The sequence below is a fragment of the Cohaesibacter haloalkalitolerans genome, from assembly GCF_003574655.1.
Taxonomy (GTDB): Bacteria; Pseudomonadota; Alphaproteobacteria; order Rhizobiales; family Cohaesibacteraceae; genus Cohaesibacter; species Cohaesibacter haloalkalitolerans.
The window spans coordinates 680,905-706,113 of the sequence record NZ_QNUM01000001.1 but is presented as its reverse complement, the minus strand read 5'-3'; the positions used below and the strand labels follow the sequence as shown (position 1 = coordinate 706,113).

Genomic DNA, 25,209 nt, shown 5'->3' with positions numbered 1-25,209 from the left:
TTATCGAGCGGAGATTGCATCAATGAATTTTTCCTTTGATACGATCTGGCACAACCTGCCCTATTTGCTGGCAGCGGCGCGCTGGACGGTCATCATTTCGGTCTGCGGCATGGCCATCAGCCTTGTCTGGGGCACGGTTCTGTGCGCAACCCGGCTTTCTGCCAACCCCTTTTGGCGCAGCGCCGCCACCCTCTATATCAGCTTCTTTCGCGGTGTGCCGCTGCTGGTCCAGTTACTGCTGTTCTACTATGCCCTGCCCTATGTCGGGCTCGATCTTCCTGCCGTAGAGGCCGCGATCCTGGCAACCGGCATGTGTTCGGCGGCCTACACTGCCGAGATCCTGCGCGGAGCCCTGCAGAGCATTCCACGCGGCCAGACCGAGGCGGCTTACGCGCTGGGGATCCCGTCCTTCTCGCTCTGGCGCCGCATTCTGGTTCCACAGGCCATCCGCATCGGCATGCCATCGCTGGTCAACGAGCTGATCCTGCTGGTCAAGGTATCATCGCTGGCATCCGTCGTCGGCATCAGCGAACTGACCCGCATCGCCCAGAACATCACGGGAGAAACCTACCGGCCGCTGGAAATCTACATCACCGCCGCTGTCATCTATTTCGCCATCAACTGGATCCTGTCGATCAGCGGTCGACTGATCGAAAAGAAACTGCAGATCGGATAGGAGCGCTTCATGGAAACAGAACTCTTCGTCCGCTACGGACCCGCACTGCTCTACGGTTTCGGCATCACCATCCTGTGCTGGCTGGTTGGCTCCATTGGCGGCGTCATCGTCGGCTTCCTTCTGGCCTGCCTCAACCGCTGGGGACCGCGCTTCATCGGCTGGGTGATCTATGCCTATGTGGAGGTCATCCGCGGCACGCCCTTCATGATCCAGCTGTTCATCCTCTATTACGGCGGCCCCTACATCGGCCTGTTGCTGACCCCGGTTCAGGCGGGCATCATCAGCTTCATCATCTACGGCAGTCCCTATTTCGCCGAGATCTTCCGCTCCGGGTTCAATGCCATTCCGAAAGGCCAGATCGAGGCGGCCCGCTGTGTTGGCCTGCCGGAATCCCGCATCCTGTGGCGCATCATCCTGCCGCAGATGCTGGTGCCGATCACCGCACCGCTAACCAACTTCTTCATCATCCTGACCAAGGAAACCGCCATTCTTTCCGTTGTCACGGTGCCCGAACTGCTGTTCCAGACCCAGACCATGGCGGCAGAGACCTTCACCTTCGTCGAGCCATTCCTCGTGCTGTCGCTGTTCTACTGGCTGATGGTCGTGGTAACCGGCTGGATCGGCGCCCGGGTGGAACAGCGCGTGACGCGCCACCTGAAACGGGCCTGACAAGATGAACGCACAAGCAAGCGAGACCAAGATGTCGAATGAACCGATGACCACCAAAGCTGACGACGCGATCATCACTGTCCGCAATCTCAGCAAGTATTTTGACGATTTCGAAGCCCTGCGCGACATTACGCTCGATGTCAAACGCTCCGAAGTGCTCTGCCTCATCGGGCCATCGGGCTCGGGCAAGAGCACGCTGCTGCGCTGCCTCAATTTCCTTGAACAGTATGACGGCGGCGAAGTGCATCTCGATGGCGAACTGATCGGCTGGAAGGACATCAGCCACAATCCGCGCAAGCCTCTTTCCTCCGAAGCCCTGCGCAAGCAGCGCCAGCATATCGGCATGGTGTTCCAGCACTTCCACCTCTGGCCGCACATGAGCGCGCTGGACAATGTCGCCGAAGCGCTGATGAGCGTCCGCAAGCTGACCAAGAAGGAAGCCCGCGAAAAGGCCATGACGGCCCTTACAAAGGTGCATCTGGAAGACAAGGCGCAGAATTACCCAGCCAACCTGTCCGGCGGCCAGCAGCAGCGCGTCGCCATCGCCCGCGCCATCGCCATGGAACCCCGCGTCATGCTGTTCGACGAGCCGACCTCGGCACTGGACCCGGAACTGGTGGGCGAAGTGCTTTCGGTTATGAAGGATCTGGCGGCCGAAGGCATGACCATGGTGGTCGTCACCCACGAGATGGGTTTTGCCGCCCATGTCGCCGACCGTGTCGCCTTCCTTGACAGTGGCCGTCTGGTTACCTGCGTCCCGCCCCAGGAAATGTTCGGCCGGGAACCGGACGACGCCCGCGTCCGCTCCTTCCTGCAGACCTATCGCGAACGCAACGTGGTCTGAGCGCACAAGCACCCGACAGGCCGCACCCCGCTGGATGCGGCCTTCCTATTTGCCAACCGGCTATGACTTCAGGCGGGCAAAGAGTATCAGCTCCGGACGGTATTCGAAGTGCATGCCGTCGAAGTGGTTCCACTTGCCACCCCAGATGAAGCCCCTTCGCTCCATGGCTCCGACCAGCTCTTTTGGGATTTCGTTGGCATAGTCACCCACCTGCCCTTCTTTGGCGCCAGTCCATTTCCAGTATTTGCCAAGATCGGTATTCACATCCACTGCCGAACCGAAGCTGTGGCTGCTCAACCGGTTGGTACCCGCGATGACCCGCCAGCTGAACCCTCCGCCGGTCTTTTTGAAAAACCGGTCCATCTTCGCCCCGTAAGAGGCGATCTCCGATAGCGCCGCCTTCAACTGGACATCAACGCAATGCTTGCGCGTAACGACAAAGCTCGCCGTTACCCCTTTGCCCTTGTAGCTGATCTTGACAAGGCTCTTGCGAGCGTCGCCCTTGCTGTCAAAGAACAGGTGCCTGAAGAAGGGCTCGTTGCGCACCCGCCCCGGATCGAAAAACGGTGTCTTGCGTTCCTCAAGTGAAAAGGCCAACGGGTAGAGATAGACGAACTGGTCTCCCAACGTTGCGTCCTCCAGCAGCGCCTTGCCTGTTACTCCCCTTGCCGACACGAAGGGAAATGAAGCGCCCGCTTCGGTCGTCACCGCCCCCTTGTCAAGGTCAACCGCAAGACCGGGATAGGCAAGCTCCAGCGCCCGGGCGACAATCTGTGCATGACCTGTCTGGCGCTCGCCGAGATCCATCGCAAGGAAGTCTCTCGCTGCACCACACTCCTCCGCCCTTGCCGTCTGCAATGCCAGACAACCGACCAGCGCAACCAGCAGAACCGACAGAAGCCGCGGCCTACACCGTGCATTTCTCTCATCCATCATCGTATGATCCCCCCAAGATCCCGGACGACCGGTCACCGATGCACGAAGAGGCCGTCCACGCGACAATCCTATCAGACTTGCCCTATGCCGGCCTATTGTCCATATCGTCCCGGAGACAGCCCCCTGTTCAGGCAGCATTCCGACAACGACCGGGTTCGCGTGGTTGGTGAAAACTGTTTCTCGCCGCACCCTGATGCGGCTTCGGACTGGCAATCCGGGGGGCGAACTTCCATAGTGGAGACGAACCCCCGTCGGGCCCGCGCCTGACAAAGGAGTACCCCTTTCAGGTCTCGGAGTGACCCATGGCCCTTTCGCAACCGACATCCGTTTCCCCGTCTTCTGGTCCGCGCGCTGACATCATTCTCTATAACGGCCCCATCTGGCGCGGCCTTGAAGAGGGCACGACGGAGGCTCTGGCGCTCTGGCAGGGGCGTGTGCTGGCAACCGGACGTCTCGAAGAACTGGTCCCGTTCAGGGATGATGCCACCCGCATGATCGATCTTGACGGCAGGCTCGCCACTCCGGGCTTCACCGACGCCCATCTGCACCCCACCTATCTTGGCGTGGTCATGGACTGGGTCGACATTTCGCCTCAGAAGGCCCCGACCCTTGAAGCCCTGTTGGCCGCTGTCAAGGCGCGGGTGGAGCAGTCGCAGCCGGGGGAATGGGTCTTTGCCAGCGGCTACGACCAGACCAAGCTCAACGTCGGGCGCCATCCCACCATGACAGAACTCGACGCCATAGCGCCCAACAATCCGGTTATGCTGATCCGCACCTGCACCCATGTCCAGATCGCCAACAGCCTCGCCATGCAGGCTGGCGGCATCACCGACAGTACCCCTGACCCGGACGGCGGCAAGATCGGCAAGGCCAACGGCAGACTGACCGGCTTCCTCGCCGAAAACGCCTCGGCCCCGATCCTTGATGCCGTCCCGCCACTCAGCAGGGCCGCTGCCATCGACGCCATTGAGCGCGCGGGCACCTATTGCCTGTCGGTCGGCATCACATCGGTAATGGACGCGGCAGTTGGCATGAAGGCAGGCTTTGAGGAAATCGCCGCCTACAACGAAGCCAAACGCACAGGGCGGCTGCCGGTGCGCACATGGATGGCGCTTCAGGCAACCCCCGCCCATGACAATATCGTGCCACAGTGCCACGATCTCGGCCTTGTTTCTGGTGCTGGCGACGACATGCTGATGGTCGGCGCGGTCAAGCTGTTCCTTGACGGCTCGGTCGGAGGCGCCACCGCCTGGATGACCGAAGGCTATCTCGCCGACAGAGACAACCATGGCCTGCAGATGATCCCCACCAAAGAACTCGAAGCGATGGTGCTGGACTATCACCTAAAGGGCTACCAGATCTGCGCCCATGCCATCGGCGATGGCGCCATCGATCAGCTCATCACCGCCTATGAAAAGGCGCTCGCCGCCCATCCCGATCCAGACCGCCGCCACCGCATCGAACACAGTGGCTTCCTTGCTCCGGGCCAGAATGAACGCATGCAGAAGGCGGGTATCATTCCCTCGCCGCAACAAGTCTTTCTGCATGACTTTGGCGATGCCTATGTCACCATGATCGGCATGGACCGGGTCTACAGCGCCTACCCGCAAAAGACATGGACCCAAATGGGCCTCAAGCCGCCCGCAGGCAGCGACAGCCCGGTCTGCGACCCGGCACCATGGGCCAATCTCCACGCCATGCTCACCCGCCGCACCGGCAAGGGCACCCAGCTTGATCCCGCCGAATGCCTCACCATCGAGGAGGCACTGCAATCCTACACCGAATACGGCGCCTATTCCCAGAAACAGGAGCATGTGCGCGGCAAGCTGATGCCCGGCTATCTGGCGGACGTCGCCGTGTTCTCGCGCAATTTGCTGGAGGCAACGCCGGAGGAGATCCTTACAGACACGGTCTGTGACCTCACCATCCTCGGCGGCAAGGTCGTTTTCGAACGCGCAAAGGGCTAAGATCAGCTATCAAGTACGCCAATACGTTCGAGCCATGCCCGGGCAAGCTCAGGCCAGCGCCCAACCGGCAGAGAGCCGGTCCGGGCGATGCCAAAACCATGTGCCCCCTCGCGGAATACATGCATTTCGGTCCGCACCCCGGCCCGCCGCAAGGCCTGATAGAGCAGGATGGCATTCTCGGCGGGCACCGAGGCATCATCATCGGCCAGCACCATGAACACTTCCGGCGCGTCACCGGTGATCCGGTTCTGGGCAGAATAGCGCAGGATGCTGTCTTCATCAGCATCCGGCCCCAGAAGGCAGGAACGGGAGTCCCTGTGGACAAACGGCTCTTCCAGCGTCACCACCGGATAGAGCAACAGGCCGAAATCGGGCCGGGCCGATTGACCATCCACTACATCAAGCACCGGATTGAGCAGCCGGTCCCCTTCCGACAACACCGAGGCGGCCATGTGACCGGCAGCCGAAGCCCCCACCAGCCCGATACGGTTCGGGTCAAGCCCCCAGCCTGACGCGTTGGCGCGCACCAGGCGCACCGCCCGCTGGGCATCCATCATCGGCACATCCCGCCCGTTGGCGTGGCCTTCCGATGGCAACCGATAGGTCAGAATGAAGGAGGTGACACCGAAGCGGCCAAACCACTCGGCAATGTCGCGGCCTTCCACTTCCAGCGTGATGCGGGAGTAGCCTCCGCCCGGCGCGATGATCATCGCAGCACCATTGGACTTTTCCGGCCGGATGACCGTCAACCGCGGGCACGAAATATGCGACACGCCCCGGTGCGTGAAAAAGATGCTGTCCGAGGTATCGTGCACCTGTTGCAGGCCCATAGCCTCCGGAGTTCCCGGTGGTGTCCCCGGCCAAAGTGCGATTTCCTGTCCTGTTGCGAGATCTGCCACGCCTGTCCCTCCGTGCCCGTTGATCCCGGTCACCTTAAGCCATCAACGCCAGCAAGAGACCGAAAACATGGTGCAACCCGAACGATATGAACAGGCATCTCGAACCCGCCCGATCAAAGCTTGCCGTGAAGCGCCGATACCCTAGCGCACAATCAGCAGATTGCAGGGTGCCAGATGGGTCAGCTGTGCCGTGATCGGTCCGGCCATGCCCCCTGCCGCATCCGGCTGGCTGGCGTTGATGACCAGATAGGAGGGGTCAAGCGAGGCGGCCAGCAACAGGATCTGTTGATGCACGCCCCCCTTGAGCACATGGCGATAGATCAGTTCCTCCTTGAGGCCAGCTTCCTTGACAATCGCCACCAGCTCCATCTTCACATGGGCAATGCTGTCCTTGATCACCTCTTCGACCAGAAACGGCTTCACATAGTCATAGAAGCCATAGGCAAGCACATAGCAGACGTGGATTTCGCCCTCGATGCATTGCGCCAGTCGGGCTGCCTGCTGCAGCGCCTTGACCGAATTTTCACGATGCTCAATATCGATTGCAACAAGGATCTTCTCGGCCATTTCGGGCTCCTGTCTCAAGGGGTCATGTCAATGGGCGCATTGCATTTTGGGAAACCGGGTTGTCTCTCTCACTTCAATACACTGGGGAGCCACAGGGCCAGATCGGGAAAGGCCACCAACAGCCCCACGAAAAGGCACATCACCAGGAAACTCGGCACCGAGGCCCTCGCGATGAAGCCGATATCGTGCCCCGTCATGCCTTGCAGCACGAACAGGTTGAAGCCGATCGGTGGTGTGATCTGGGCCATCTCGACCACGATCATCAGATAGACCCCGAACCAGAGCATATCGAACCCGGCAGCCCGAACCATCGGCTCGATGACCGCCATGGTCAGAACAATGGACGAGATGCCATCGAGAAAACAACCCAGCAAGATGTAGAAGACCGTCAGTGTCAGGATCAGGACCATCGGCGAAGGGTCCCAGGCGGAAATCACCTCTGCCAGCGCTTTCGGAATACCGGTGAAGCCCATTGCCAGCGACAGGAAGCCCGAGCCCATCAGAATGAACATGACCATGGTTGTGGTCCGGACTGCGCCGAGCACGGATTCGACAAAGGTCTCGCGCGTCAATGTCTTCTGGAAAGTGGCAAGAACGAACGAGCCCAGAACGCCGAGTGCGGCCGCTTCGGTTGCCGTGGCGATGCCGCCATAGATCGAGCCGATCACCGCGATGATCAGCGCCACGACCGGCAACAGGCCCAGAAAGGCCGACAGCTTCTCGCTCCAGCTGGTGGAAGGGTCCCGCTGCATCTCGTTGCCGTGCCGTGAGCCCCAGAGGGCGAGATAGCCCATGAACAGCAGCGCCAGGGAAACACCGGGAATCATCGCCGCCATGAACAGCTTGGCGATACTCTCGTTGACGGTCACTCCGTAGATGATCATCGAAATGCTGGGCGGAATGAGCAGTCCCAGTGTGCCCGCACCGGCCAGCGATCCGACGATCTGCTTTTCCGGATAGCCGCGTTTGCGCAGTTCAGGGATCGCCATCTTGCCAACGGTAGCAACCGTGGCCGCCGATGAGCCGGAAATGGCGGCAAAGATAGCCGATGCCCCCACATTCACATGCAGAAGACCGCCGGGCATCCGCCGCATGAAGGGCGCAATGCCGCGAAACAGCGTCTCGGACAGGTTGGTCCGGTAAAGGATCTCGCCCATCCAGATGAACAGCGGCAGCGCCGTCAGGGTCCATGATGACTGACTGCCCCAGATGGTCAGGGCCAGCGCATCACCGATCGGGGCGGAGGTGAACAGATACATCCCCAGCATGGCCGTGAGCAGCAGCGAGGCCCCCACCCAGACGCTGGTGCCCAACAGGAAGAACAGGGCAAACAGGAAGATTGCAATGGATAGGGCTTCGTTCATACCTCTTGTGGCCCCCCGGCCTCGTTCAGCTCGGGATCGACAGACTTGTAATTGAGGAGGACGATCAGAAAGACATGGATGGTCGAGAGCGCAAACAGGCAGGCACCGAGCGCCACCGGCGTTTGCGGAATCCACAACAGCATGGCATCGGCGCCTTCGCTGCGCTCGCCATAGTCATAGGAATCGATCGCCAGCCGGACCATGTAGAAAGCCAGAAAGCTTGCGACACCGGCGATGGCAAAATGGGCCCAGATTTCCAGCGCGCGTCTCCTGACCCCGTCAAGGCGCTGCGAAAGAATGGAAACCCTGATGTGCCCTTGCGAGCGAAATGTGTAAGCGAGCGCCATGAAGCTGCTGGTGGCCATGGCATAGCCTGCGACATCGGAAGCCCCCCCGGCGAACCAGCCCACAAGCCGCGCCACGATGCTGTAAAGCACCAGAAGGCAGAGCGTCACCAACAGGGCGCCTGCGAGCCAGGCGCCAACGAGATAGACCCGGTCTAGAAACCGACTGATATAAGACATTCACGCGTCCCTGGAGAGACCCGACCTGAAGCCGGGAAAGGGTCTGGAGAGACCGTTGGCCTCTCCAGACAGATTTGACTTACATGCCTTCATAGGCCTTGAGAACAGCAGCACCGGCATCCCCGGCCCGCTCAAGCCACTCGTCACGCAGCTTGACGCCGGCTTCCTCGAAGGCCTTCTGCATTTCCGGCGATGCCGGAGCAACCTTCATGCCCTTTTCCGTGAACTGCTCGACATACCAGCTGTCAAGCTCTTCGGACTTGGCCCAGCATTTGGCTTCGGCAGTGGCAGCAGCTTCCTTGACCACGGCCTTGACGCTGTCATCCAGACCATCCCAGGCCTTGGTGTTGACGATCACCATGTTGCGCGGCAACCAGGCCTTGACGTCGTAATAATAGCCGACATGTTCCCACAGCTTGCGGTCATAGCCCGTCGAGCCGGACGAGATCATGGATTCGGCAACCCCGGTCGCGAAGGCCTGAGACAGCTCGGCAGCTTCGATCTTGGTCGGTGCCATGCCAAGGAATTCGGCAATCTTGGAGGTGGTCGGGTTGTAGGCGCGGAACTTCAGGCCTTTCACATCGTCAGGAACATTGGCTTCCTTGATGGAATAGAAGCCCTGCGGCGGCCATGGGCAGGAATAGAGCAGCGTGGTGCGGGCAGCGGCCAGCGTCTTTTCAAGAGCAGGCTTGGAGGCCTTGTAGAGTTTCATCGCATCGGCATAGGAAGTCGCCAGGAACGGAATCGAATCGATCTCATAAATCGGATCTTCGTTGCCAAGGGCGGAGATCAGGCGTTCTCCCATCGGCACCAGCCCCTTGCGCACAGCCCCGAAGATCTCGGCGCCACCAAACAGCGCCCCGGACGGGTGAGTGGTGATTTCAAGCGCACCATTGGTCTTCTCAGCCACTTCCTTGGCAAACTCGGCAGCCATCTCGGAGTGGAAGTTGGTTGCGGCATAGGCTAGGGCCATGTCCCATTTTTCCGCGTGGGACATCGATGTCATGGCCGCAAACGAGACGACCGAGGCAAGGAGAATTTTGATCTTCATTTGGACTTCCTCTGGGTGATGATGTGGTGTTGAGCTCTCAACCGGCCCGTTTTCAGTGAAATTGGCCCGGCAATCCTGTTCTGGTCCCGGCATTGGACGTGCCGGTGTATCGTTCTTTCGCGCCGGATCCATTGTTGAAGCCAGGCACTGGTTGGATAAAAGTGTTGGAAATTTTGCGGAGCGTCAAGGCCCGGAGGTGATCACCATCAACAACCGGCACCAATGGCACACCGATAGCCCCCGTGCCATACACCAGAATTGCCTTGACCATGACGTTATCCATCCCACGCTTCGAAATGTGAGCCAAAACAGCAAGCAGATCCCTGCTTGAGGAGCAGCAAAGCCACAGATCCGGACAGGAAACAATCAGCACCCGGAGCAAGCCTTGCCACTTGGCTTTCTTTTGCTGCGGGCTTTGCAAAAAGCGTGCCCCTTCAACGTCTCTGGGACAATTGAGGAAACATGGCTGATATTTTTGACAAAATCCTGTATTGCAGACAGGAAAAGCCAAGCAATGGCAAATTCCCCGGGCAGATCATCCATGTCTTGTGCTCGATCTCGACATCAGAATACACAAGGATGATCATGCCCAGCGCTTCTTCGATTGGTGCAATTTTTGGCAATGACTGATCAAAATGATCCATTTATAGGCATCCTGATGCTCGACACCAGGTTTCCACGTCCCCTTGGCGACGCGGGAAATCCTGAAAGTTTTGCCATTCCGGCCAGAGTGGAGGTGGTGGCGGGCGCGGGCAGCCTCGATATCGTGCGCAACGGTCGCCCGGCTCCGGAACTGGTGGAAGCCTTCATGTCGAGAGCACGAGAATTGCAGCAGCAAGGCGCAGTTGCCATCACCTCCACCTGCGGCTTTCTGGCCACCATCCAGACGGAGATGCAGCAGGCCCTTGCCGTTCCGGTGATGCTCTCGGCCCTCTGCCTCTATGGCGAAATCCGGCAGCGCCACCCGTTGGGCCGCATCGGCATCCTGACTGCGTCAGCCGCAAGCCTTGGCAGCGAAGTGTTGGCAGCTGTGGGAATCGATCGTGATTCGGTGGTGATTTCCGGCATGGAGGATTGTCCCGCCTTCGCCGACGCCATCCTCAGGGCCAAGTCGGAACAACTCGAGACCCTTGATCAGGCAGCCATCGAAGCCGATATCATCTACAAGGCAACAACAATGCTGGCCACCAACCCGGACATCACAGCCTTCCTGCTCGAATGCGGCAACCTGCCGCCTTATCAACAGGCCCTCATCGAGGCCACCGGCAAGCCGGTCTATTCCATCCTCGATGGTGTCAATGATCTGGTTCGGACCCGGCAGAACGGATTAGCCTGACAGCAGCGCTTCTGGTGATGGGACGGAGAGACCGCCCCTCCGCATCAAAGCTCGATCACATCCGCTGGCACTTCCTCAAGCGCGGCAAGATACTGGTCATAGGTGTTACCCAGCGTATAGATATGCTTGCGCATCAGATCAGCGGCCTTTTCCTCGTCGCCCTCATCCATCGCGGCCAATATGTCCGCATGCTCCTGCATGGATTTCTCAAGACGGCCGGTCACATCCAGCTGCTTGCGCCGGAAAGGCCTCAGGCGGCGATGCATCCGGTGCGCCTCTTCTTCGAGCACCGCATTGCCGGAGGCCTGATAGATCATCCCGTGCAGGCGGTTGTTGGCCTCGTAATATTCGTCATTCTTGCCCGCCCTCAGCGCCTTTTCGCAGTCGCTTGCCGCGCGCTTGAGATAAAGCTGCTGGGCTGAAGTGAGACGGCGGGTCGCCAGCTTGACGCACCAGGCTTCGAGCTCGGCCATGAATTCGAACATCTCCACAAGCCGGGTCATCGTCGGTCGTCGAACAAAGGCGCCGCGGTTGGGTATGAGCTCCACAAGACCGATCCCTTCGAGGATCTGGAAAGCTTCCCTCAGCGGTGTTCGCGACACGTTGAACTCATCGGCGAGGTCCGCTTCATTCAGCTTTTCGCCATCTTTGTAGGCACCCGTTGCAATTTTTTGCTCAATTTCCGAGCAAATGAAGGTTGATGCTTTGTATTTATTAGTCATGGGTCCAATATCGCTTGACAGTATACATTTCAGACAGATTATATACAATCTCATAAAAATCAATACAAATAACCTTCCAAGCACACACCCGAGCCACAAACAGGGGAACCAATATGAAGATATCAAAACTGGTATTGAGCACTGCGGTCTACCTGGCTCTTTCAGCTGTGTCCTACGCCGACAAGGCAAGCGACACGGTCAATATGGCATTTCTGAAAGAGCTGGAATCTGCGGACGTCTATTTCAACACCGCCCGCGAAGGCCTGCTGTTGAACCACTCTGTCTGGGACGGTCTGCTCTACCGCAATCCGGAGACCGGCGAGTATGAGGGCAACCTCGCTGAATCCTGGACCTGGATCAACGACACCACCATCGAATTCAAGCTCCGTCAGGGCGTCAAGTTCCACAATGGCGAACCCTTCAACGCCGATGACGTGGTCTACACCGTCAACTTCGTGGCCAACAAGGACAATGGCGTCAAGAGCCAGACCAACGTGAGCTGGATGGACCACGCCGAGAAAATCGACGACTACACGGTCCGCATCGTGGCTGACGCGCCGTTCCCGGCTGCAGAAGAATTCCTCGCTGGCCCTGTAGCCATGTATCCAAACGAATATTACGCAGAAGTTGGCCCCAAGGGCATGGCAGCCCACCCGGTCGGCACCGGCCCGTTCAAGATTACCGAGCTGGAACCCGGCAAGCACTTTGTTCTTGAGAAGAACGACGACTATTTCGGCGGGCCGAAAGGCATGGCCAAGGTGTCCAAGATCGACATCCGTACCATTCCCGACATGAACACCCAGATCGCCGAATTCTTCAACGGCACCCTTGATTTCCTCTGGAACATCCCCGCAGACCAGGCCGAAAAGCTTGGTGCCATGGGCAAGTTTGACGTCGTCAATGCCCCGGCCATCCGTGTCGGCTACATCACGATGGATGCTGCCGGACGCTTTGACAAGGAAGGCCCGATGACCAAGAAGAAGGTCCGTCAGGCCATCTACCATGCCATCGACCGCAAGGCCATCGTCGAGGCTCTGGTCAAGGGTTCCTCCACGGTGATCGACAGCGCCTGTTCGCCGGTACAGTTTGCCTGCGCTCAGGATCTGCCGACCTACGACTATGATCCGGCAAAAGCCAAGGCCCTGCTTGCCGAAGCCGGCTATCCGGATGGCTTCACCATCGACTTCTATGCCTATCGGGACCGGCCTTATGCAGAAGCCATGATGGGCTTCCTCAACGAAGTCGGCATCAAGACCAACTTCAGTTACCTGCAGTATGCAGCCCTGCGTGAGAAGCGCGCCAAGGGTGAAGTGCCGATTTCCTTCCAGACCTGGGGCTCCTACTCCATCGCCGACGCATCGGCCATCACCTCCGAATTCTTCACCGGCGGTGACTGGGATGATGCCCGCGACCCCGAAATCATGGAATGGCTGACCACCGCAGACAAGTCCACCGACAAGGCCGTGCGCAAGGACCTCTACAAGAAGGCCCTTACGAAGATCGTTGACGAAGCCTATTGGGTTCCACTGTTCACCTATAACGTGAACTACGCCATGAGCAAGGAAATGGACTTCAAGGCAACTCCGGACGAACTGGTGCGCTTCTTCACCTTCGGCTGGAAATAACTGGCAATCGGGGTCGGAAGCAGTCCGACCCCACCTCTTCCTGAAATAACAGAACTTCGAGGTCGGAATGTATATGTATATTCTGAAAAGGCTCGGTCTTGCCCTTCTGGTGGCCTTCACCGTATCGGCAATCAGCTTCAGCCTGCTCTTCATGGCCGGTGATCCTGCGATCGCGATCGCAGGGGAAAACGCCTCCGCCGAAGACATCCAGATGGTCAACGACCGCTATGGATTTGATCGACCCATCGTCATTCAGTATTTCGAATGGCTCGGCAAGGCAGCGACCGGAGATCTGGGCAACAGCTGGTATTTCGACCTGCCGGTTTCCGACCTCATTGCCGACCGTCTGGGCGTGACCATGCTGCTTGGCCTGCTGGGGATGAGTTTCGCCCTGCTGCTGGCCATACCCATGGGGGTTGCTGCCGCGGTCAAGCCCAACTCCCTCATCGACCGCGCTTCCCTCTTCATATCGGTCGTCGGTCAGGCCATTCCGTCCTTCTGGTTCGGTCTGATCCTGATCGTCGTCTTCTCCATCAAGCTGGGGCTTGTACCTGCCTCGGGCTCGACCAGCTGGAAACATTTCATCCTGCCGACCATCGTGCTGGGCTACTACGCCACACCGGCCATCATGCGCCTCACCCGCGCCGGCATGCTTGAAGTGCTGAGCGCGGACTATATCCGCACGGCCCGTGCAAAGGGCCTGAGCGCCCGCAAGATCATGTTCAAGCACGCCCTGCGCAACGCCATCATTCCGGTGATCAGCCTTGCCGCAGTGCAGATGGGCTTCATGCTCGGCGGCTCCATTGTGGTCGAAAGCATCTTCGCGCTGCACGGCGCCGGCTTCCTTGCCTGGGAATCCATTTCCCGCAACGATCTGCCGACCATGCAGGCGCTCATCCTCATCTTCTCGATGTTCTACATCTTCTTCACCTTCCTGGCGGACATCCTGAACGCCTGGATGGATCCACGCCTGCGCATCGCCTGATCGGGAACGGAGAAAATCATGTCAGACACCTCCCTCACCTCGGCCTCGGCCAAAAAACCGGACGCGGTCTCCAAGAAGGGGAAGACCCCGGCCCATCAGCTTTCTCCGCGCGCCAAGATGCTGCGCCGTGCCCTGCGCCACAAGGGGTTGCTGTTTGGCCTGTTCGTGATGTCCATCATCGTGATCGTCGCCATTTTCGCGCCGCTGATCGCCACCCATGACCCATATGCGCAGAGCCTTCTGGCCCGCATGAAGCCGCCAGCCTTCATGGGCGGCACATGGGAGCATCCGCTCGGCACGGACGCGCTTGGGCGCGACTATCTGGCCCGCTTGGTCTATGGCGCCCGCATCTCGCTGCTCATCGGCCTGATCGCCGCCACCATCTCGGCCTGCATCGGCACCTTCATGGGCGTCATGGCTGGTTACTTCGGCGGTCGGATCGACCTTCTTGTCACCTTTTTCATCAACGTGCGCCTCGCCATGCCAGTGGTGCTGGTCGCCCTGGCCGTGGTGGCCCTGTTCGGCGGCTCGCTCTATGTGGTGGTCTCGGTTCTGGGTCTGCTGCTCTGGGATCGCTTCGCGGTTGTCATGCGCGCTGCCACCATGCAGGTCCGCAAGCTTGAGTATGTCGCCGCAGCACAAGTACTTGGCGCCTCCCTGCCACGGGTGCTGTTCAAGGACATCCTGCCCAACGTGATGAACCATCTCATCGTCATCTTCACGCTGGAAATGGCACACGCCATCATTCTCGAGGCCGCCCTCAGCTTCCTTGGCCTCGGCGTGCAGCCCCCAACCCCGTCCTGGGGCCTGATGATCTCCGAAGGCAAGGAAATGCTGCTGTTCGAAAGCTGGCTGATCACCATCCCCGGGGTTGCGCTGTTCTTCCTCGTCCTGTCCATCAACATGCTCGGCGACGGCATTCGCGACGTCACCGCACCGGAGGGCCGCAACTGATGACCGACCCTATTCTGACCATCAGGAACCTCACCGTTGATCTGCCAGAAGGCGGCGACCGCCCCCACGCGGTCGAGAATCTCTCGGTCGACATCGCCCCCAAGGAAATCGTCTGCATCGTCGGCGAATCCGGCTCAGGCAAGTCCATCACCTCCTTCACCACCATGGGCCTTCTGCCCAAGGCGTTGAAGCCCTCATCCGGCGAAGTGATCTTCGAAGGCAGGGACGTGCTCAAGCTGTCAGCCAGGGAACACGCAAAGCTGCGCGGCAGCCGCATGGCCATGATCTTTCAAGAACCCATGAGCGCGCTCAACCCGTGCTACACCGTGGGAGACCAGATCGAGGAGATGTTCGAGCAGCACACCAGCCTTTCCAAGGCAGAGCGCAAGGCCCGCACCATCAGACTGCTCGACGAAGTGCAACTGCCCGATCCGGAACGGATCTACTCCTCCTACCCGCATCAGCTCTCCGGTGGCCAACGTCAGCGCATCGTCATCGCCATTGCCTTGGCGCTCGACCCGGCGCTGCTGATTGCCGATGAACCGACCACGGCGCTCGACCTCTCCACCCAGGCCCAGATTCTCCACCTGTTCAAGGAATTGCGTGAGAAGCACTCGGCCGGCATCATGTTCGTGACCCACGATTTCGACGTCGTCGCCGAAATCGCCGACAAGGTTGTCGTCATGAAGCAGGGCGTCATTGTCGAACAGGGCACGGCAGAAGAAGTGCTCAACCGCCCGAAACATCCCTACACCCGCAAGCTGATCGACGCTGTGCCCCGCCGCACCGGCTCCGTCAACGCCCACATGGCCGAAAAGCACAAGGTGATGGAAGTTCTTGACCTCAACAAGACCTACCATTCCAAGGGCACGATGTTCAAACCGGCCCGCACGGTGCATGCCTGCAAGGACGTCAATTTCATCGTCCATCGCGGCGAAACCCTCGGCATCGTCGGCGAATCCGGCTCGGGCAAGTCGACGCTTGTCAAATGTCTCATCCGCCTTGAGGATCCGGACAGCGGCTCCGTCATCATCGACGGCAGCGACATCGCCCAATTCACGCCCAAGCTGCTACACCCCTATCGCAAGAGCATCCAGATCGTCTTTCAGGATCCCTATGGCTCGCTCAACCCGCGCCGCACCATCGGCGACCAGCTGGTGGAAGGTCCATGCAATTTCGGTGAAAACCGCGCCCATGCCATGGAGCGGGCCAAAAAACTGATGAAGATCGTGCGTCTGGAAGAGGATGCGCTCTATCGCTATCCAGCCCAGTTCTCCGGTGGCCAGCGCCAGCGCATCTGCATCGCCCGGGCCCTGATGGTCGAACCGGAAGTGCTCATCGCCGACGAAGCCGTCTCGGCGCTTGACGTGTCCGTTCAGAAGGAAGTGCTCAAGCTGCTCAACGAGATCCGCGATGAAATGGGTCTGACGGTGCTCTTCATCACCCACGACCTGCGCGTTGCAGCCCAGATCTGCGACAATCTCGTGGTCATGCAGAATGGCGAGATCGTTGAACGCGGCACCGTCGACGAAGTCTTCGGCGCTCCCAAACATGACTACACCAGAAAGCTGCTCTCCGCGCAGCCAGGTCAGGGCTGGGTGGTACCCGACATCGCCAAGCTGCCTCCGGTCGACCCGGCCCTGCTTGAGAGCCCGATGGGAGCCTTCTGATGAGTGGCAGTTTCTCTCGCTCGCAAACGACCCGCAAGCCGGGCGTGACAGCAACAAATGGCGGCGTTGTCGCCGCCCAGCATGCTCTGGCCGCCGAGGCCGGAGCCATGATTCTGGCCGCCGGTGGCGACGCGGTGGACGCAGCCGTAGCCGTGAGTTTCGCCATCGGCGTGCTGGAGCCCTGGATGTCAGGTCCCATGGGCGGCGGCGCCATGATGCTCTGGCGAGCCGACGAGAACAAACCCTATGCCCTACACTATGGCATGCGGTCTTCAACCAGCCTTGATCCGTCCTACTATCCCCTCTCTGGAGCTGGCAAGGCATCGGACCTCTTCCCCTGGGAGGCCGTGGTTGAAGATCGCAATGTCACCGGCGCATCGTCCATTGCCGTGCCCGGCACGGTCGCCGGTGCCGCAGAAGCCCATCGGCGCTTTGGCAAACTGCCATGGCGCGAGCTGCTGCAACCTGCCATCACCCACGCCAAGTCCGGCATGCAGGTGGACTGGTATGCAGCCCTTATCATCGCTTCGGCAGCCCGGGAACTGGCAAAGGACAAGGACGCCGCAGCGCTGTTCCTTGAAGACGGCCAATGGCCGAAGATCTTCGGCTGGACTGCCCTTGCGGACATCCGCCTCGACCAGTCTGCCCACGCAGCAACCCTTGAGCGTCTGGCAGACGCCGGTGCGAAGGATTTCTACAGCGGCGACATCGGTGCTGCCCTCGTCCGGGATGTGACCGACAAGGGCGGCTTCCTCACCATGGAGGACATGGCGGGTTACCGGCCCGAGTGGCAGCCCCCGCTGCACATCCCCTACAACGGTGCCAGCATCTGGGCCGTACCAACATTGACCGCCGGGCCAACCCTTTCCCACGCCATGACCGGCTGGCAGGAGGCCATCACGCCAGCCGCTGCCCCTGGCGCGAAAGACTTTGCCGCCATGGCAGGAGCAATGCGGGACGCCTACGAAGACCGCCTCACCAACATGGGCGATCACGAGAGCGCAAAGGCTCCCGGCTGCACCACCCATTTCTCCATCGTCGACAAGCATGGCAACATGGTCGCCATGACCCAGACTCTGCTGTCGATCTTCGGTTCGAAGACCCTTTCCCCGTCCACCGGCCTGATGATGAACAACGGCATCATGTGGTTCGACCCCGAACCGGGCAAAGCCAACTCGATCGCGCCCGGCAAGCGCTGCCTGATGAATGTCTGCCCAGTCATCGGCGAGAAGGGCGAGAAGCGGTTTGCTCTGGGCGCATCGGGCGGCCGCAAGATCATGCCCGCAGTAGGGCAAATCGCCTCTTTCCTGCTTGACTACGGCATGTCGATGCAGGATGCCATAGAAGCTCCCCGCATCGACGTTTCCGGTGGCGACACGGTTGTTGCCGACGAACGCCTTTCAGCCGAGATCATGCAAGCCCTGTCAGCCCGTTGGCCCCTGGCAACGGCCCAGCGCATACCCTTCCCCTACGCCTTTGCCTGCCCGGCTGGCGTACTGCGTGACGGAACCACCAATTCCGGCACCACCGAAACCTTTTCGCCATGGGGTGACGGAGTGGCAGAACTCAGGGATTGACCTGACGGCACGCCACACGATGCCCGCCCAGACCGAAGACAAGAACAGAGAAGCAAACAGATGAGTGATCGCACCAAGGCTCTGGCCATCAGCGCCAGCTATTTCGACGAGGGAGGCTTTCTCTCGGACATCAAGCGACTGGTCTCCCGCCCGACCGAGAGTCAGGACCCGCGCGGCAAGCCTCATCTCATGGCCTATCTCACCGACGAGATGCAGCCGATGCTGGAAGGCTTGGGCTTCACCTGCAGGATTTTCGACAACCCCGAGGAAAATGCACCGCCGATCATGGTGGCAGAACGCATTGAAGACCCGGCCCTGCCGACGGTTCTGAGCTATGGTCACGGCGATGTCATCCGGGCACAGGAAACCCAGTGGCGCGCAGGCCTCTCCCCCTTCGAAATGGTGGAAGAAGGCGACCGGCTCTACGGCCGCGGCGCTGCTGACAACAAGGCCCAGCATCTGATCAACATCAAGTCCATGGCCGCTGTCATCGAAGCTGAGGGCAAGCTCGGCTTCAACGCCAAGATCCTTCTGGAAATGGCCGAGGAATCCGGTTCTCCGGGGCTCAAGACCTTCTGTGAACAGAACAAGGACCTGCTCGCCGCCGACGTTTTGATCGCCTCTGACGGCCCGCGCCTGTCGCCTGCAGCGCCGACCATCTTCACTGGCTCTCGCGGAGGCGAGCTGTTCGACATGGTGGTCGACCTCAGGGAAGGCGCCAACCACTCGGGCAATTTCGGCGGCCTCATCGCCGACCCGGCGATCATTCTGGCGCACGCCATTGCCTCGATCACCGATGCACGCGGCCAGATCCAGATTCCGGAATGGCGCCCCACCAGCCTCACCCCGCGTATCCGGGAAGTAATCGCGGCGCTTCCCCCGATCGACACCGGCTCCATCAAGATTGACGAGAACTGGGGCGAAGAAAGCCTGACACCACAGGAACGGGTACTCGGCTGGAACAGCTTTGCCGTACTCGCCATGAAATCCGGCGTGCCGGAAGCGCCGGTCAACGCCATCTCCGGCTATGCCAAGGCCACCTGCCAGCTGCGTTTCGTCGTTGGCACCGACCCGGACGACATCGTCCCGGCCCTGCGTCGTCACCTCGCCGCCAAGGGCTTTGACAAGGTCGAGGTCGTCAAGGCCGAACGCCACGCCTTCCCGGCAACCCGGCTTGATCCAGACCACCCGTGGGTGCGCTTTGCCGCCAGATCCCTTGAAGCCTCGACCGGCACCAAACCGCATATCCTGCCGAACCTTGGCGGATCGCTACCGAACGATTGCTTTGCCGATGTGCTCGGCCTGCCGACCATCTGGATTCCGCACAGCTATGCCGCCTGCAGCCAGCACGCCCCCAACGAGCACATTCTCAAGTCGCTCTCCCGTCAGGCCCTTCAGGGCATGACGGGCCTGTTCTGGGACATCGCAGCCAAGGGCGCGGTGCCTGCGGAAGGAGAATAATACATGGCAGCAACACTTACGCTTTTTGCCGTCATCGCCGGAGCTGGTGCCATTGCCGGCATCATTTCCGGTCTTCTCGGCGTCGGCGGCGGCATCATCCTTGTGCCTGCCTTCTACTATGCCTTCTCCACCCTCGGCTACCAGCCGGACCAGCTCATGCAGATCTGCGTGGCAACCTCTACGGGCACCATCATATTCACCTCGATCCGATCGGTGATGGCACACAACAAACGCGGCGCGGTCAGCTTCGATCTGATCCGGACATGGGGACCGTTCATCGCCGTGGGCTCGATCATCGGCGTGTTTGCCGCCGCATCGCTGCGCTCGCACGAACTGCAGTTGATCTTTGGCTGCATCGGCATCATGCTCGGCCTCTACATGCTGTTCGGCAAGAAGGACTGGCGGCTGTCCGACCATTTGCCCGGCCCGATCCTGAGCAAGATCTACCCGGTAATCATCGGCTTCTTCTCGGCCCTTATGGGCATCGGAGGCGGCTCCTTCACGGTACCGCTGCTCACCGCCTATAACGTGCCGCCACACAAGGCCGTCGGCACTTCGCCGGGCTTTGGCCTGATGATCTCCATTCCCGGCTTCATCACCTTCCTGACGCAGGGCTGGGACATCACCGGCAAGCCGCCCTTCACCATCGGCTATGTCAATCTGCCCGCCGTCGTGGTCATTGTCATGACAACCATGTTGACGGTGCCGCTGGGTGTGCGCCTGGCCCATTCCCTGTCGCCCAAGCAGCTGCGTATCGTCTTTGCCTTCACCATCCTGATTCTCACCGGCAACATGCTCCGAAAGGCACTGATGGCATGACGGGCACCCCACTCTCAGCAGCCGACCGTGTCATTCTGGACAACGTCAAGAAGGCCAGACCATCCCTCTGGTGCAATCCTGCCTACGCCCCGGCCCGCGACGATGACGCCCAGGCCGGACTGCAGGAAGCGGTTGCCAACTGGCAGATGCTGACGCCTCTGCTCAAGGCCCTGTTCCCCGAGCTTGAGATCACCAACGGCACCATCGCCTCTGAGCTCATCGAGGTAGACGGTCTGCGCGCCCCTCTCGGCTATCAGGATCCGGCCTTCGGCCGATTGTTCGTCAAGGCCGACCACGCGCTGCCCGTTGCCGGATCGGTCAAGGCGCGCGGCGGTATTTTCGAAGTGTTGATGACCGCCGTGAACGAGGCCCGGACCTCGGGTTTCCTGTCCCCCTCCGCCCCCATCACCGAACTGACCAGCGACGCCGCCCACGCCTTTTTCTCCGAGCGGACCATCGCCGTGGGGTCCACCGGCAACCTCGGGCTCAGTGTCGGCATCGCCGCCAGAACCCTTGGCTACAATGCCGTGGTTCACATGTCCTCGGACGCCAAGAAATGGAAAATCGACCGGTTGCGCCGCTTCGGCGTCAAGGTCAAGCAGCACCGGGGCGACTATAATCTCGCCGTTGCCGCCGCCCGTGATGCCGCCCGCAAGGACCCCATGGTCTATTTCGTCGATGACGAGGATTCCGAACTGCTGTTCACCGGCTACAGCGCTGGCGCACTGGAACTGGCCAGCCAGCTCATAGAGGCTGGCATCAACATCGGCCCGGATCGCCCCCTCTTCCTCTATCTTCCCTGCGGCATCGGCGGTGCACCGGGAGGCATTGCCTATGGTGCCAGAGGCGTCTTTGGCGCCAATGTCCATTGCTTCTTTGCCGAACCGGTCCAGTCGCCTTCGGCCCTGCTGCAGATGATGCACGGACCACAAAGCCCGCGCTCGGTGTATGAATTCGACCTCACCAACAAGACCGAAGCCGACGGCATGGCCGTTGCCACCATGTCCCATCTCGTCGCCCGCCAGATGGCCGACCGGCTGGCTGGCGTCTACACCGTCGGCGACGATGACCTGATGCGCCTTGTTGCCCTTGCCTATGGCGAGGCCAATCTCAAGCTCGAACCGTCAGCCACCATCGGCTTTGCCGGTCCACACTTCATGCTGGAAACCCGCGAGGGGCAGGCCTTCTGCGACCGGCATCTTTCGGCCAAGGCCATGGAAAACGCCATTCATGTCGTCTGGACAACCGGTGGCTCCTTCGTCCCGGAGCTGCAATTCCAGACATTCGTGGACAAGGGCAATGCGTTGCCCCTCCCGTTGGATCTCAAGAAGGAACAATAAGATGGTCAAGCAATCCGCAACGAACCCCGCCGATCTCGGTGCCATCGAAGCGCGCCAGCTGATCGCCCGCAAGGCCCTCTCTCCGGTCGAGCTTGCCAGCGCCTGCATCGAGCGGGTCGAAGCGGTTGACCATGCTGTCAACGCCCTCGTCGCCCGCCGCTTTGATGCGCTGCTTGAGGAAGCCAAGGCCGCAGAACAGGCTGTCATGGACGGCGAGGCGCTCGGCCCGTTGCACGGCCTGCCGTTCGGCGTCAAAGACATGATCGACGTCAAGGGCCTGCCCACGACCTTCGGCTCCGAAGCCTTCAAGGACAATATCGCCACCCGTGATGACGCCATTGTCGCAGCCATGCGCAAGGCTGGCGCCATGCCGGTGGGCAAGACCAACAATCCCGAGTGGAGCGCCGGAGGCAATACCCGCAACCGGGTCTATGGTGTCACCGCCAATCCCCATGACTTGACCCGTACCTGCGCCGGGTCTTCGGGCGGCTCGGCGGTCAGTCTGGCCTGCGGCTACGCGCCTTTGGCAACCGGATCGGACACCGGCGGTTCCCTGCGCAACCCGGCGGCCTTTTGTGGCATCGTCGGCTATCGCCCCAGCCCGGGCGTTGTGCCGGGTGATACCCGTGCGGCCGCCCTTATCCCGATGCCGACCTCCGGCCCGATGGGGCGCAGCGTCGCTGACACAGCACTGATGCTCTCGGTTCTGGCCCGTCCGGACCGCAAGGACCCCTACACCATCATCACCGATGGCAAGACCCCATGGAACCCGGCCTCCTTTGCCAATCTGCCGAGAGTTGACCTTTCCTCGCTGCGCATTGCCATGACCGAAGACTATGACTTCGCCCCGACCGAAAGCATCATCCGCGACCATTTCCGCGCGATCATGCCGCAGCTTGCCCCCTTCTTCGGGCAGGTTGATGCAAAGAGCCCCAAATGCACCGATGCCGACCGCATATTCTCTGTGCTGCGCGGTGTTCAGTTTTTAGGCATTCATGCAACTTTGGTAGACACAAAGCCCCATCTGGTCGGGCCAAACGTTACCGAGAACGTCAAGGAAGGTCGCAGCTATTCCGCCGAAGATGTGGCGCAGGCGATGTTTGCCCAGAGCCGCTACTATCGTGACTGGCAGGCCTTCTTCGAGCATCACGACTATCTGATTTCGCCTGCCGTCACCATCAGCCCGCGTCCGTGGCGCGAACTGTTCCCGGCAGAAATCGACGGCAAACCGACCAAGAGCTATTATCATTGGCTGGCCATGGCCTATGCCTCCACCATCCCCGGTCATCCGTCCATCACCATCCCCTGTGGCCGCGATGCCAACAACATGCCGTTCGGCCTGCAGATTGTCGGGCGCCGCCATGATGACCTCGGCGTCCTTGCCGTGGCCGCAGAACTGGAGGCCATTATCGCTTCCATCGACGGTCTGGCGCCAACAGGCCCGGATCTTGCATTGCTCAAGGCGGCTGACCCGATCAGCCAGGCCGAAGGGTTCCTGAATTTCGAATGATACCGACTCCTCCTGAATCCTCCAAACTCAATAACCCTTCAAGGAACTAAGATGGCAAACCTCCCATTTTCCAAAGTCCGCCGTTCCGGCTCAACCGTTTACCTCTCCGGTGAAATCGGCTTCAACGCAGACGGCAGCGTACCGGAAGGGATCGAAGCTCAAACCAAAAACTGTCTCGAGGGCATCAAGAAGACACTGGAGGGCGAAGGCCTCTCCCTGTCCAATGTCGTCTCCTGCACATGCTATCTGACAGACCCGGCAGACTTTGCTGCCTTCAACGCTGTCTATGCGAGCTATTTCTCCGATCCCCTGCCGGTCCGCACCACAATCGGCTGCACCTTGATGATCGACGCGAAAGTGGAAATTACAGTCATTGCCGAAGCCTGAGGCTTCACACTTTGAAAGAACAAGAAAATGTCTGAGATAATCGTTCTTGGCGCCGGTATGGTTGGCGTCAGTACGGCCCTCGCCCTGCAAGAGCGCGGACACACTGTCACCCTTTTGGACCGTTCCAATCCGGGCCTTGAAACAAGCTATGGCAACGCTGGCCTTATCCAGCGCGAAGCCGCCGAACCATACCACATCCCCCACAATCTGGTGACGCTGTTCCTATACGGTATCGGCCGCACCAACGACATCGTCTACCACTGGAAGGACATGCCTAACATCATGCCGTCCCTGTGGACCTACTTCCTCTATTCCGGAGAAACGCCGCATCGGCGCATCTCCAAGATCTTTGAGCAGATGACAGTCAAATGCACGGACGATCATCAGCCACTTATCGAAGCCTCCGGCGCTGAACACCTCATTGAGCGCAAGGGCTTTTTCAAGCTGTGCCGCAACAAACGCTCCTTTGACGAACAGTCCCGTGACGCAGAGCGCATCGCCTCGATGTATGACGTGCCGCTGCGCATGGTGGACGGCAAGGAACTGCGCGCCCTCGAACCGGCCCTCAAAGTCGATGTATCCGGCGCCATTCACTGGACAGATACCTGGGCCTGCTCAAGCCCGGGAGGCCTCACCTCGGCCTATGCAGACCTGTTCATCAAGCGCGGAGGCTCCTTCGTCAAGGGCGACGCCATGAGCCTCAAGCAGACAGCAACAGGCTGGGAAGTGAAAGGCGATGATGGCGCGATTTCCGCAAATGAAGTCGTCGTGGCTCTGGGCCCATGGGCACCGGATCTGCTCGCTCCGTTCGGCTACAAGGTCAAGATGGTCTACAAACGCGGCTACCATGCCCATTTCAAGATGGACAAGCCGCTGTCCCGCCCGATCCAGGACTACGCCAACGGCTGCGTCTTTGCCCCGATGGAAAAGGGCATGCGCATTGCCACTGGTGCCGAACTGGTCAGCCGCAAGGATCCGGCCAACCCCAAACAGCTCATGCACGGCCTCAAGAGTGCCCGCGAGTTGATGGATGTCGGCGAAATGGTCGAAGCCGAGCCATGGTTTGGCAACCGTCCTTGCATGCCGGACATGCTGCCGGTTGTGGGTGCGGCCCAGAAGCACAAGGGGCTGTGGTTCCACTTCGGTCATGGCCATCAGGGCTTCACCCAAGGCCCGACCACGGCAAAGCTGCTTATCGATGTCATGGAAGGCAAGACCAGCGCCCTCTCCGACGCCCTGTCGCCGGACAATCGCGCCGTGATCTCCATCCGGTAACAAGGCAGAAGGTCAGACGAGGCAGCACGACGCCCCCAGAACAACAAAAAG

At 60.2% G+C, this 25,209-nt stretch carries 25 protein-coding genes; 16 read left to right on the top strand and 9 right to left on the bottom strand.

The annotated features are described in order from the left end of the window. The first annotated feature begins 22 nt into the window (after positions 1-22). From DSL70_RS03030 to DSL70_RS03020, 3 genes are read left to right on the top strand one after another with little or no spacing between them, the layout of a single operon-like run. Positions 23-676 carry an amino acid ABC transporter permease gene (locus tag DSL70_RS03030; protein ID WP_119306385.1) on the top strand — a complete coding sequence of 218 codons (654 nt, stop codon included), beginning with the start codon at positions 23-25 and terminating at the stop codon, positions 674-676. A 9-nt stretch (positions 677-685) separates the two neighbouring features. Continuing rightward, positions 686-1,345, top strand: coding sequence for an amino acid ABC transporter permease (locus tag DSL70_RS03025; RefSeq protein ID WP_119306384.1), 660 nt, complete (start codon positions 686-688; stop codon positions 1,343-1,345). 46 nt (positions 1,346-1,391) lie between these two features. Then, positions 1,392-2,189 carry an amino acid ABC transporter ATP-binding protein gene (locus tag DSL70_RS03020; protein WP_280955332.1) on the top strand — a complete coding sequence of 266 codons (798 nt, stop codon included), beginning with the start codon at positions 1,392-1,394 and terminating at the stop codon, positions 2,187-2,189. Between the two features lie 60 nt (positions 2,190-2,249). On the opposite strand, the gene DSL70_RS03015 is transcribed toward DSL70_RS03020, so the two are convergent. Beyond that, positions 2,250-3,125, bottom strand: coding sequence for a M15 family metallopeptidase (locus tag DSL70_RS03015; protein WP_205563131.1), 876 nt, complete (start codon positions 3,123-3,125; stop codon positions 2,250-2,252). 302 nt (positions 3,126-3,427) lie between these two features. Here DSL70_RS03015 and DSL70_RS03010 point away from each other — a divergent pair, with 302 nt between their 5' ends. Further along, positions 3,428-5,092, top strand: coding sequence for an amidohydrolase (locus DSL70_RS03010; protein WP_119306381.1), 1,665 nt, complete (start codon positions 3,428-3,430; stop codon positions 5,090-5,092). Positions 5,093-5,094: 2 nt separating this feature from the next. Here the strand turns inward: DSL70_RS03010 and DSL70_RS03005 are convergent, their stop codons facing one another. The 7 genes from DSL70_RS03005 to DSL70_RS22150 all read right to left on the bottom strand — a co-directional run bounded on the left by DSL70_RS03005 (position 5,095) and on the right by DSL70_RS22150 (position 10,141). Continuing rightward, positions 5,095-5,991, bottom strand: a complete 897-nt coding sequence (locus DSL70_RS03005; protein WP_162916302.1) for an alpha/beta hydrolase — start codon at positions 5,989-5,991, stop codon at positions 5,095-5,097. 141 nt (positions 5,992-6,132) lie between these two features. Next, positions 6,133-6,558 carry a universal stress protein gene (locus DSL70_RS03000; protein ID WP_119306379.1) on the bottom strand — a complete coding sequence of 142 codons (426 nt, stop codon included), beginning with the start codon at positions 6,556-6,558 and terminating at the stop codon, positions 6,133-6,135. A 68-nt stretch (positions 6,559-6,626) separates the two neighbouring features. After that, positions 6,627-7,922, bottom strand: a complete 1,296-nt coding sequence (locus tag DSL70_RS02995) for a TRAP transporter large permease (RefSeq protein WP_119306378.1) — start codon at positions 7,920-7,922, stop codon at positions 6,627-6,629. After that, positions 7,919-8,446 carry a TRAP transporter small permease subunit gene (locus DSL70_RS02990; protein WP_119306377.1) on the bottom strand — a complete coding sequence of 176 codons (528 nt, stop codon included), beginning with the start codon at positions 8,444-8,446 and terminating at the stop codon, positions 7,919-7,921. Before DSL70_RS02990 ends, DSL70_RS02995 begins: the two co-directional genes overlap by 4 nt. A gap of 79 nt (positions 8,447-8,525) precedes the next feature. Continuing rightward, on the bottom strand, positions 8,526-9,497 hold the full coding sequence (locus DSL70_RS02985; protein WP_119306376.1) for a TRAP transporter substrate-binding protein: 972 nt from the start codon (positions 9,495-9,497) through the stop codon (positions 8,526-8,528). Positions 9,498-9,549: 52 nt separating this feature from the next. Continuing rightward, positions 9,550-9,768, bottom strand: a complete 219-nt coding sequence (locus DSL70_RS22155; protein WP_162916301.1) for a hypothetical protein — start codon at positions 9,766-9,768, stop codon at positions 9,550-9,552. Between the two features lie 163 nt (positions 9,769-9,931). Further along, entirely contained in the window at positions 9,932-10,141 is a 210-nt protein-coding gene (locus DSL70_RS22150; RefSeq protein ID WP_162916300.1) for a hypothetical protein, read from the bottom strand. Between the two features lie 14 nt (positions 10,142-10,155). Between DSL70_RS22150 and DSL70_RS02975 the strand changes: the two genes are divergently transcribed. Beyond that, the gene (locus DSL70_RS02975) at positions 10,156-10,833 is read left to right on the top strand and encodes an aspartate/glutamate racemase family protein (protein WP_119306374.1); all 678 of its coding nucleotides are present in this window, start codon (positions 10,156-10,158) and stop codon (positions 10,831-10,833) included. Between the two features lie 44 nt (positions 10,834-10,877). On the opposite strand, the gene DSL70_RS02970 is transcribed toward DSL70_RS02975, so the two are convergent. Further along, positions 10,878-11,555: a GntR family transcriptional regulator gene (locus DSL70_RS02970; protein WP_119306373.1), complete on the bottom strand. Its 678-nt coding sequence runs from the start codon at positions 11,553-11,555 to the stop codon at positions 10,878-10,880. Between the two features lie 113 nt (positions 11,556-11,668). On the opposite strand from DSL70_RS02970, the gene DSL70_RS02965 reads away from it, so the two are divergent. The 11 genes from DSL70_RS02965 to DSL70_RS02915 all read left to right on the top strand — a co-directional run bounded on the left by DSL70_RS02965 (position 11,669) and on the right by DSL70_RS02915 (position 25,158). After that, complete coding sequence (locus DSL70_RS02965) at positions 11,669-13,180, top strand: ABC transporter substrate-binding protein (RefSeq protein WP_119306372.1); 1,512 nt, start codon at positions 11,669-11,671, stop codon at positions 13,178-13,180. Between the two features lie 67 nt (positions 13,181-13,247). Then, on the top strand, positions 13,248-14,165 hold the full coding sequence (locus DSL70_RS02960; protein ID WP_119306371.1) for an ABC transporter permease: 918 nt from the start codon (positions 13,248-13,250) through the stop codon (positions 14,163-14,165). Positions 14,166-14,183: 18 nt separating this feature from the next. Further along, positions 14,184-15,119 carry an ABC transporter permease gene (locus DSL70_RS02955; protein ID WP_119306370.1) on the top strand — a complete coding sequence of 312 codons (936 nt, stop codon included), beginning with the start codon at positions 14,184-14,186 and terminating at the stop codon, positions 15,117-15,119. Further along, the gene (locus DSL70_RS02950; protein WP_119306369.1) at positions 15,119-16,789 is read left to right on the top strand and encodes a dipeptide ABC transporter ATP-binding protein; all 1,671 of its coding nucleotides are present in this window, start codon (positions 15,119-15,121) and stop codon (positions 16,787-16,789) included. The genes DSL70_RS02955 and DSL70_RS02950 overlap by 1 nt, the downstream gene beginning before the upstream one ends. Further along, on the top strand, positions 16,789-18,366 hold the full coding sequence (locus DSL70_RS02945; protein ID WP_119306368.1) for a gamma-glutamyltransferase: 1,578 nt from the start codon (positions 16,789-16,791) through the stop codon (positions 18,364-18,366). Before DSL70_RS02950 ends, DSL70_RS02945 begins: the two co-directional genes overlap by 1 nt. A 60-nt stretch (positions 18,367-18,426) precedes the next feature. After that, a complete protein-coding gene (locus DSL70_RS02940) occupies positions 18,427-19,827 on the top strand; it encodes a M20 family metallopeptidase (protein WP_119306367.1) in 1,401 nt (466 codons plus the stop codon). Between the two features lie 3 nt (positions 19,828-19,830). After that, entirely contained in the window at positions 19,831-20,646 is an 816-nt protein-coding gene (locus DSL70_RS02935) for a sulfite exporter TauE/SafE family protein (RefSeq protein ID WP_119306366.1), read from the top strand. After that, positions 20,643-21,986, top strand: coding sequence for a D-serine ammonia-lyase (locus DSL70_RS02930; protein ID WP_119306365.1), 1,344 nt, complete (start codon positions 20,643-20,645; stop codon positions 21,984-21,986). The genes DSL70_RS02935 and DSL70_RS02930 overlap by 4 nt, the downstream gene beginning before the upstream one ends. A gap of 1 nt (position 21,987) precedes the next feature. Then, a complete protein-coding gene (locus DSL70_RS02925; RefSeq protein ID WP_119306364.1) occupies positions 21,988-23,496 on the top strand; it encodes an amidase in 1,509 nt (502 codons plus the stop codon). 51 nt (positions 23,497-23,547) lie between these two features. Then, on the top strand, positions 23,548-23,883 hold the full coding sequence (locus DSL70_RS02920) for a RidA family protein (protein WP_119306363.1): 336 nt from the start codon (positions 23,548-23,550) through the stop codon (positions 23,881-23,883). A gap of 27 nt (positions 23,884-23,910) precedes the next feature. Beyond that, entirely contained in the window at positions 23,911-25,158 is a 1,248-nt protein-coding gene (locus DSL70_RS02915) for an NAD(P)/FAD-dependent oxidoreductase (protein WP_119306362.1), read from the top strand. Positions 25,159-25,209: the final 51 nt, after the last annotated feature.

What these genes read in the sequence shown, in the direction of transcription:
- DSL70_RS03030 (WP_119306385.1), top strand. Translation starts at nt 23, where the DNA reads ATGAATTTTTCCTTTGATACGATCTGGCACAACCTGCCCTATTTGCTG.
- DSL70_RS03025 (WP_119306384.1), top strand. Translation starts at nt 686, where the DNA reads ATGGAAACAGAACTCTTCGTCCGCTACGGACCCGCACTGCTCTACGGT.
- DSL70_RS03020 (WP_280955332.1), top strand. Translation starts at nt 1,392, where the DNA reads ATGACCACCAAAGCTGACGACGCGATCATCACTGTCCGCAATCTCAGC.
- DSL70_RS03015 (WP_205563131.1), bottom strand. Translation starts at nt 3,125, where the DNA reads ATGATGGATGAGAGAAATGCACGGTGTAGGCCGCGGCTTCTGTCGGTT.
- DSL70_RS03010 (WP_119306381.1), top strand. Translation starts at nt 3,428, where the DNA reads ATGGCCCTTTCGCAACCGACATCCGTTTCCCCGTCTTCTGGTCCGCGC.
- DSL70_RS03000 (WP_119306379.1), bottom strand. Translation starts at nt 6,558, where the DNA reads ATGGCCGAGAAGATCCTTGTTGCAATCGATATTGAGCATCGTGAAAAT.
- DSL70_RS02995 (WP_119306378.1), bottom strand. Translation starts at nt 7,922, where the DNA reads ATGAACGAAGCCCTATCCATTGCAATCTTCCTGTTTGCCCTGTTCTTC.
- DSL70_RS02990 (WP_119306377.1), bottom strand. Translation starts at nt 8,446, where the DNA reads ATGTCTTATATCAGTCGGTTTCTAGACCGGGTCTATCTCGTTGGCGCC.
- DSL70_RS02985 (WP_119306376.1), bottom strand. Translation starts at nt 9,497, where the DNA reads ATGAAGATCAAAATTCTCCTTGCCTCGGTCGTCTCGTTTGCGGCCATG.
- DSL70_RS22155 (WP_162916301.1), bottom strand. Translation starts at nt 9,768, where the DNA reads ATGGTCAAGGCAATTCTGGTGTATGGCACGGGGGCTATCGGTGTGCCA.
- DSL70_RS22150 (WP_162916300.1), bottom strand. Translation starts at nt 10,141, where the DNA reads ATGGATCATTTTGATCAGTCATTGCCAAAAATTGCACCAATCGAAGAA.
- DSL70_RS02975 (WP_119306374.1), top strand. Translation starts at nt 10,156, where the DNA reads ATGCTCGACACCAGGTTTCCACGTCCCCTTGGCGACGCGGGAAATCCT.
- DSL70_RS02970 (WP_119306373.1), bottom strand. Translation starts at nt 11,555, where the DNA reads ATGACTAATAAATACAAAGCATCAACCTTCATTTGCTCGGAAATTGAG.
- DSL70_RS02965 (WP_119306372.1), top strand. Translation starts at nt 11,669, where the DNA reads ATGAAGATATCAAAACTGGTATTGAGCACTGCGGTCTACCTGGCTCTT.
- DSL70_RS02960 (WP_119306371.1), top strand. Translation starts at nt 13,248, where the DNA reads ATGTATATGTATATTCTGAAAAGGCTCGGTCTTGCCCTTCTGGTGGCC.
- DSL70_RS02955 (WP_119306370.1), top strand. Translation starts at nt 14,184, where the DNA reads ATGTCAGACACCTCCCTCACCTCGGCCTCGGCCAAAAAACCGGACGCG.
- DSL70_RS02950 (WP_119306369.1), top strand. Translation starts at nt 15,119, where the DNA reads ATGACCGACCCTATTCTGACCATCAGGAACCTCACCGTTGATCTGCCA.
- DSL70_RS02945 (WP_119306368.1), top strand. Translation starts at nt 16,789, where the DNA reads ATGAGTGGCAGTTTCTCTCGCTCGCAAACGACCCGCAAGCCGGGCGTG.
- DSL70_RS02940 (WP_119306367.1), top strand. Translation starts at nt 18,427, where the DNA reads ATGAGTGATCGCACCAAGGCTCTGGCCATCAGCGCCAGCTATTTCGAC.
- DSL70_RS02935 (WP_119306366.1), top strand. Translation starts at nt 19,831, where the DNA reads ATGGCAGCAACACTTACGCTTTTTGCCGTCATCGCCGGAGCTGGTGCC.
- DSL70_RS02930 (WP_119306365.1), top strand. Translation starts at nt 20,643, where the DNA reads ATGACGGGCACCCCACTCTCAGCAGCCGACCGTGTCATTCTGGACAAC.
- DSL70_RS02925 (WP_119306364.1), top strand. Translation starts at nt 21,988, where the DNA reads ATGGTCAAGCAATCCGCAACGAACCCCGCCGATCTCGGTGCCATCGAA.
- DSL70_RS02920 (WP_119306363.1), top strand. Translation starts at nt 23,548, where the DNA reads ATGGCAAACCTCCCATTTTCCAAAGTCCGCCGTTCCGGCTCAACCGTT.
- DSL70_RS02915 (WP_119306362.1), top strand. Translation starts at nt 23,911, where the DNA reads ATGTCTGAGATAATCGTTCTTGGCGCCGGTATGGTTGGCGTCAGTACG.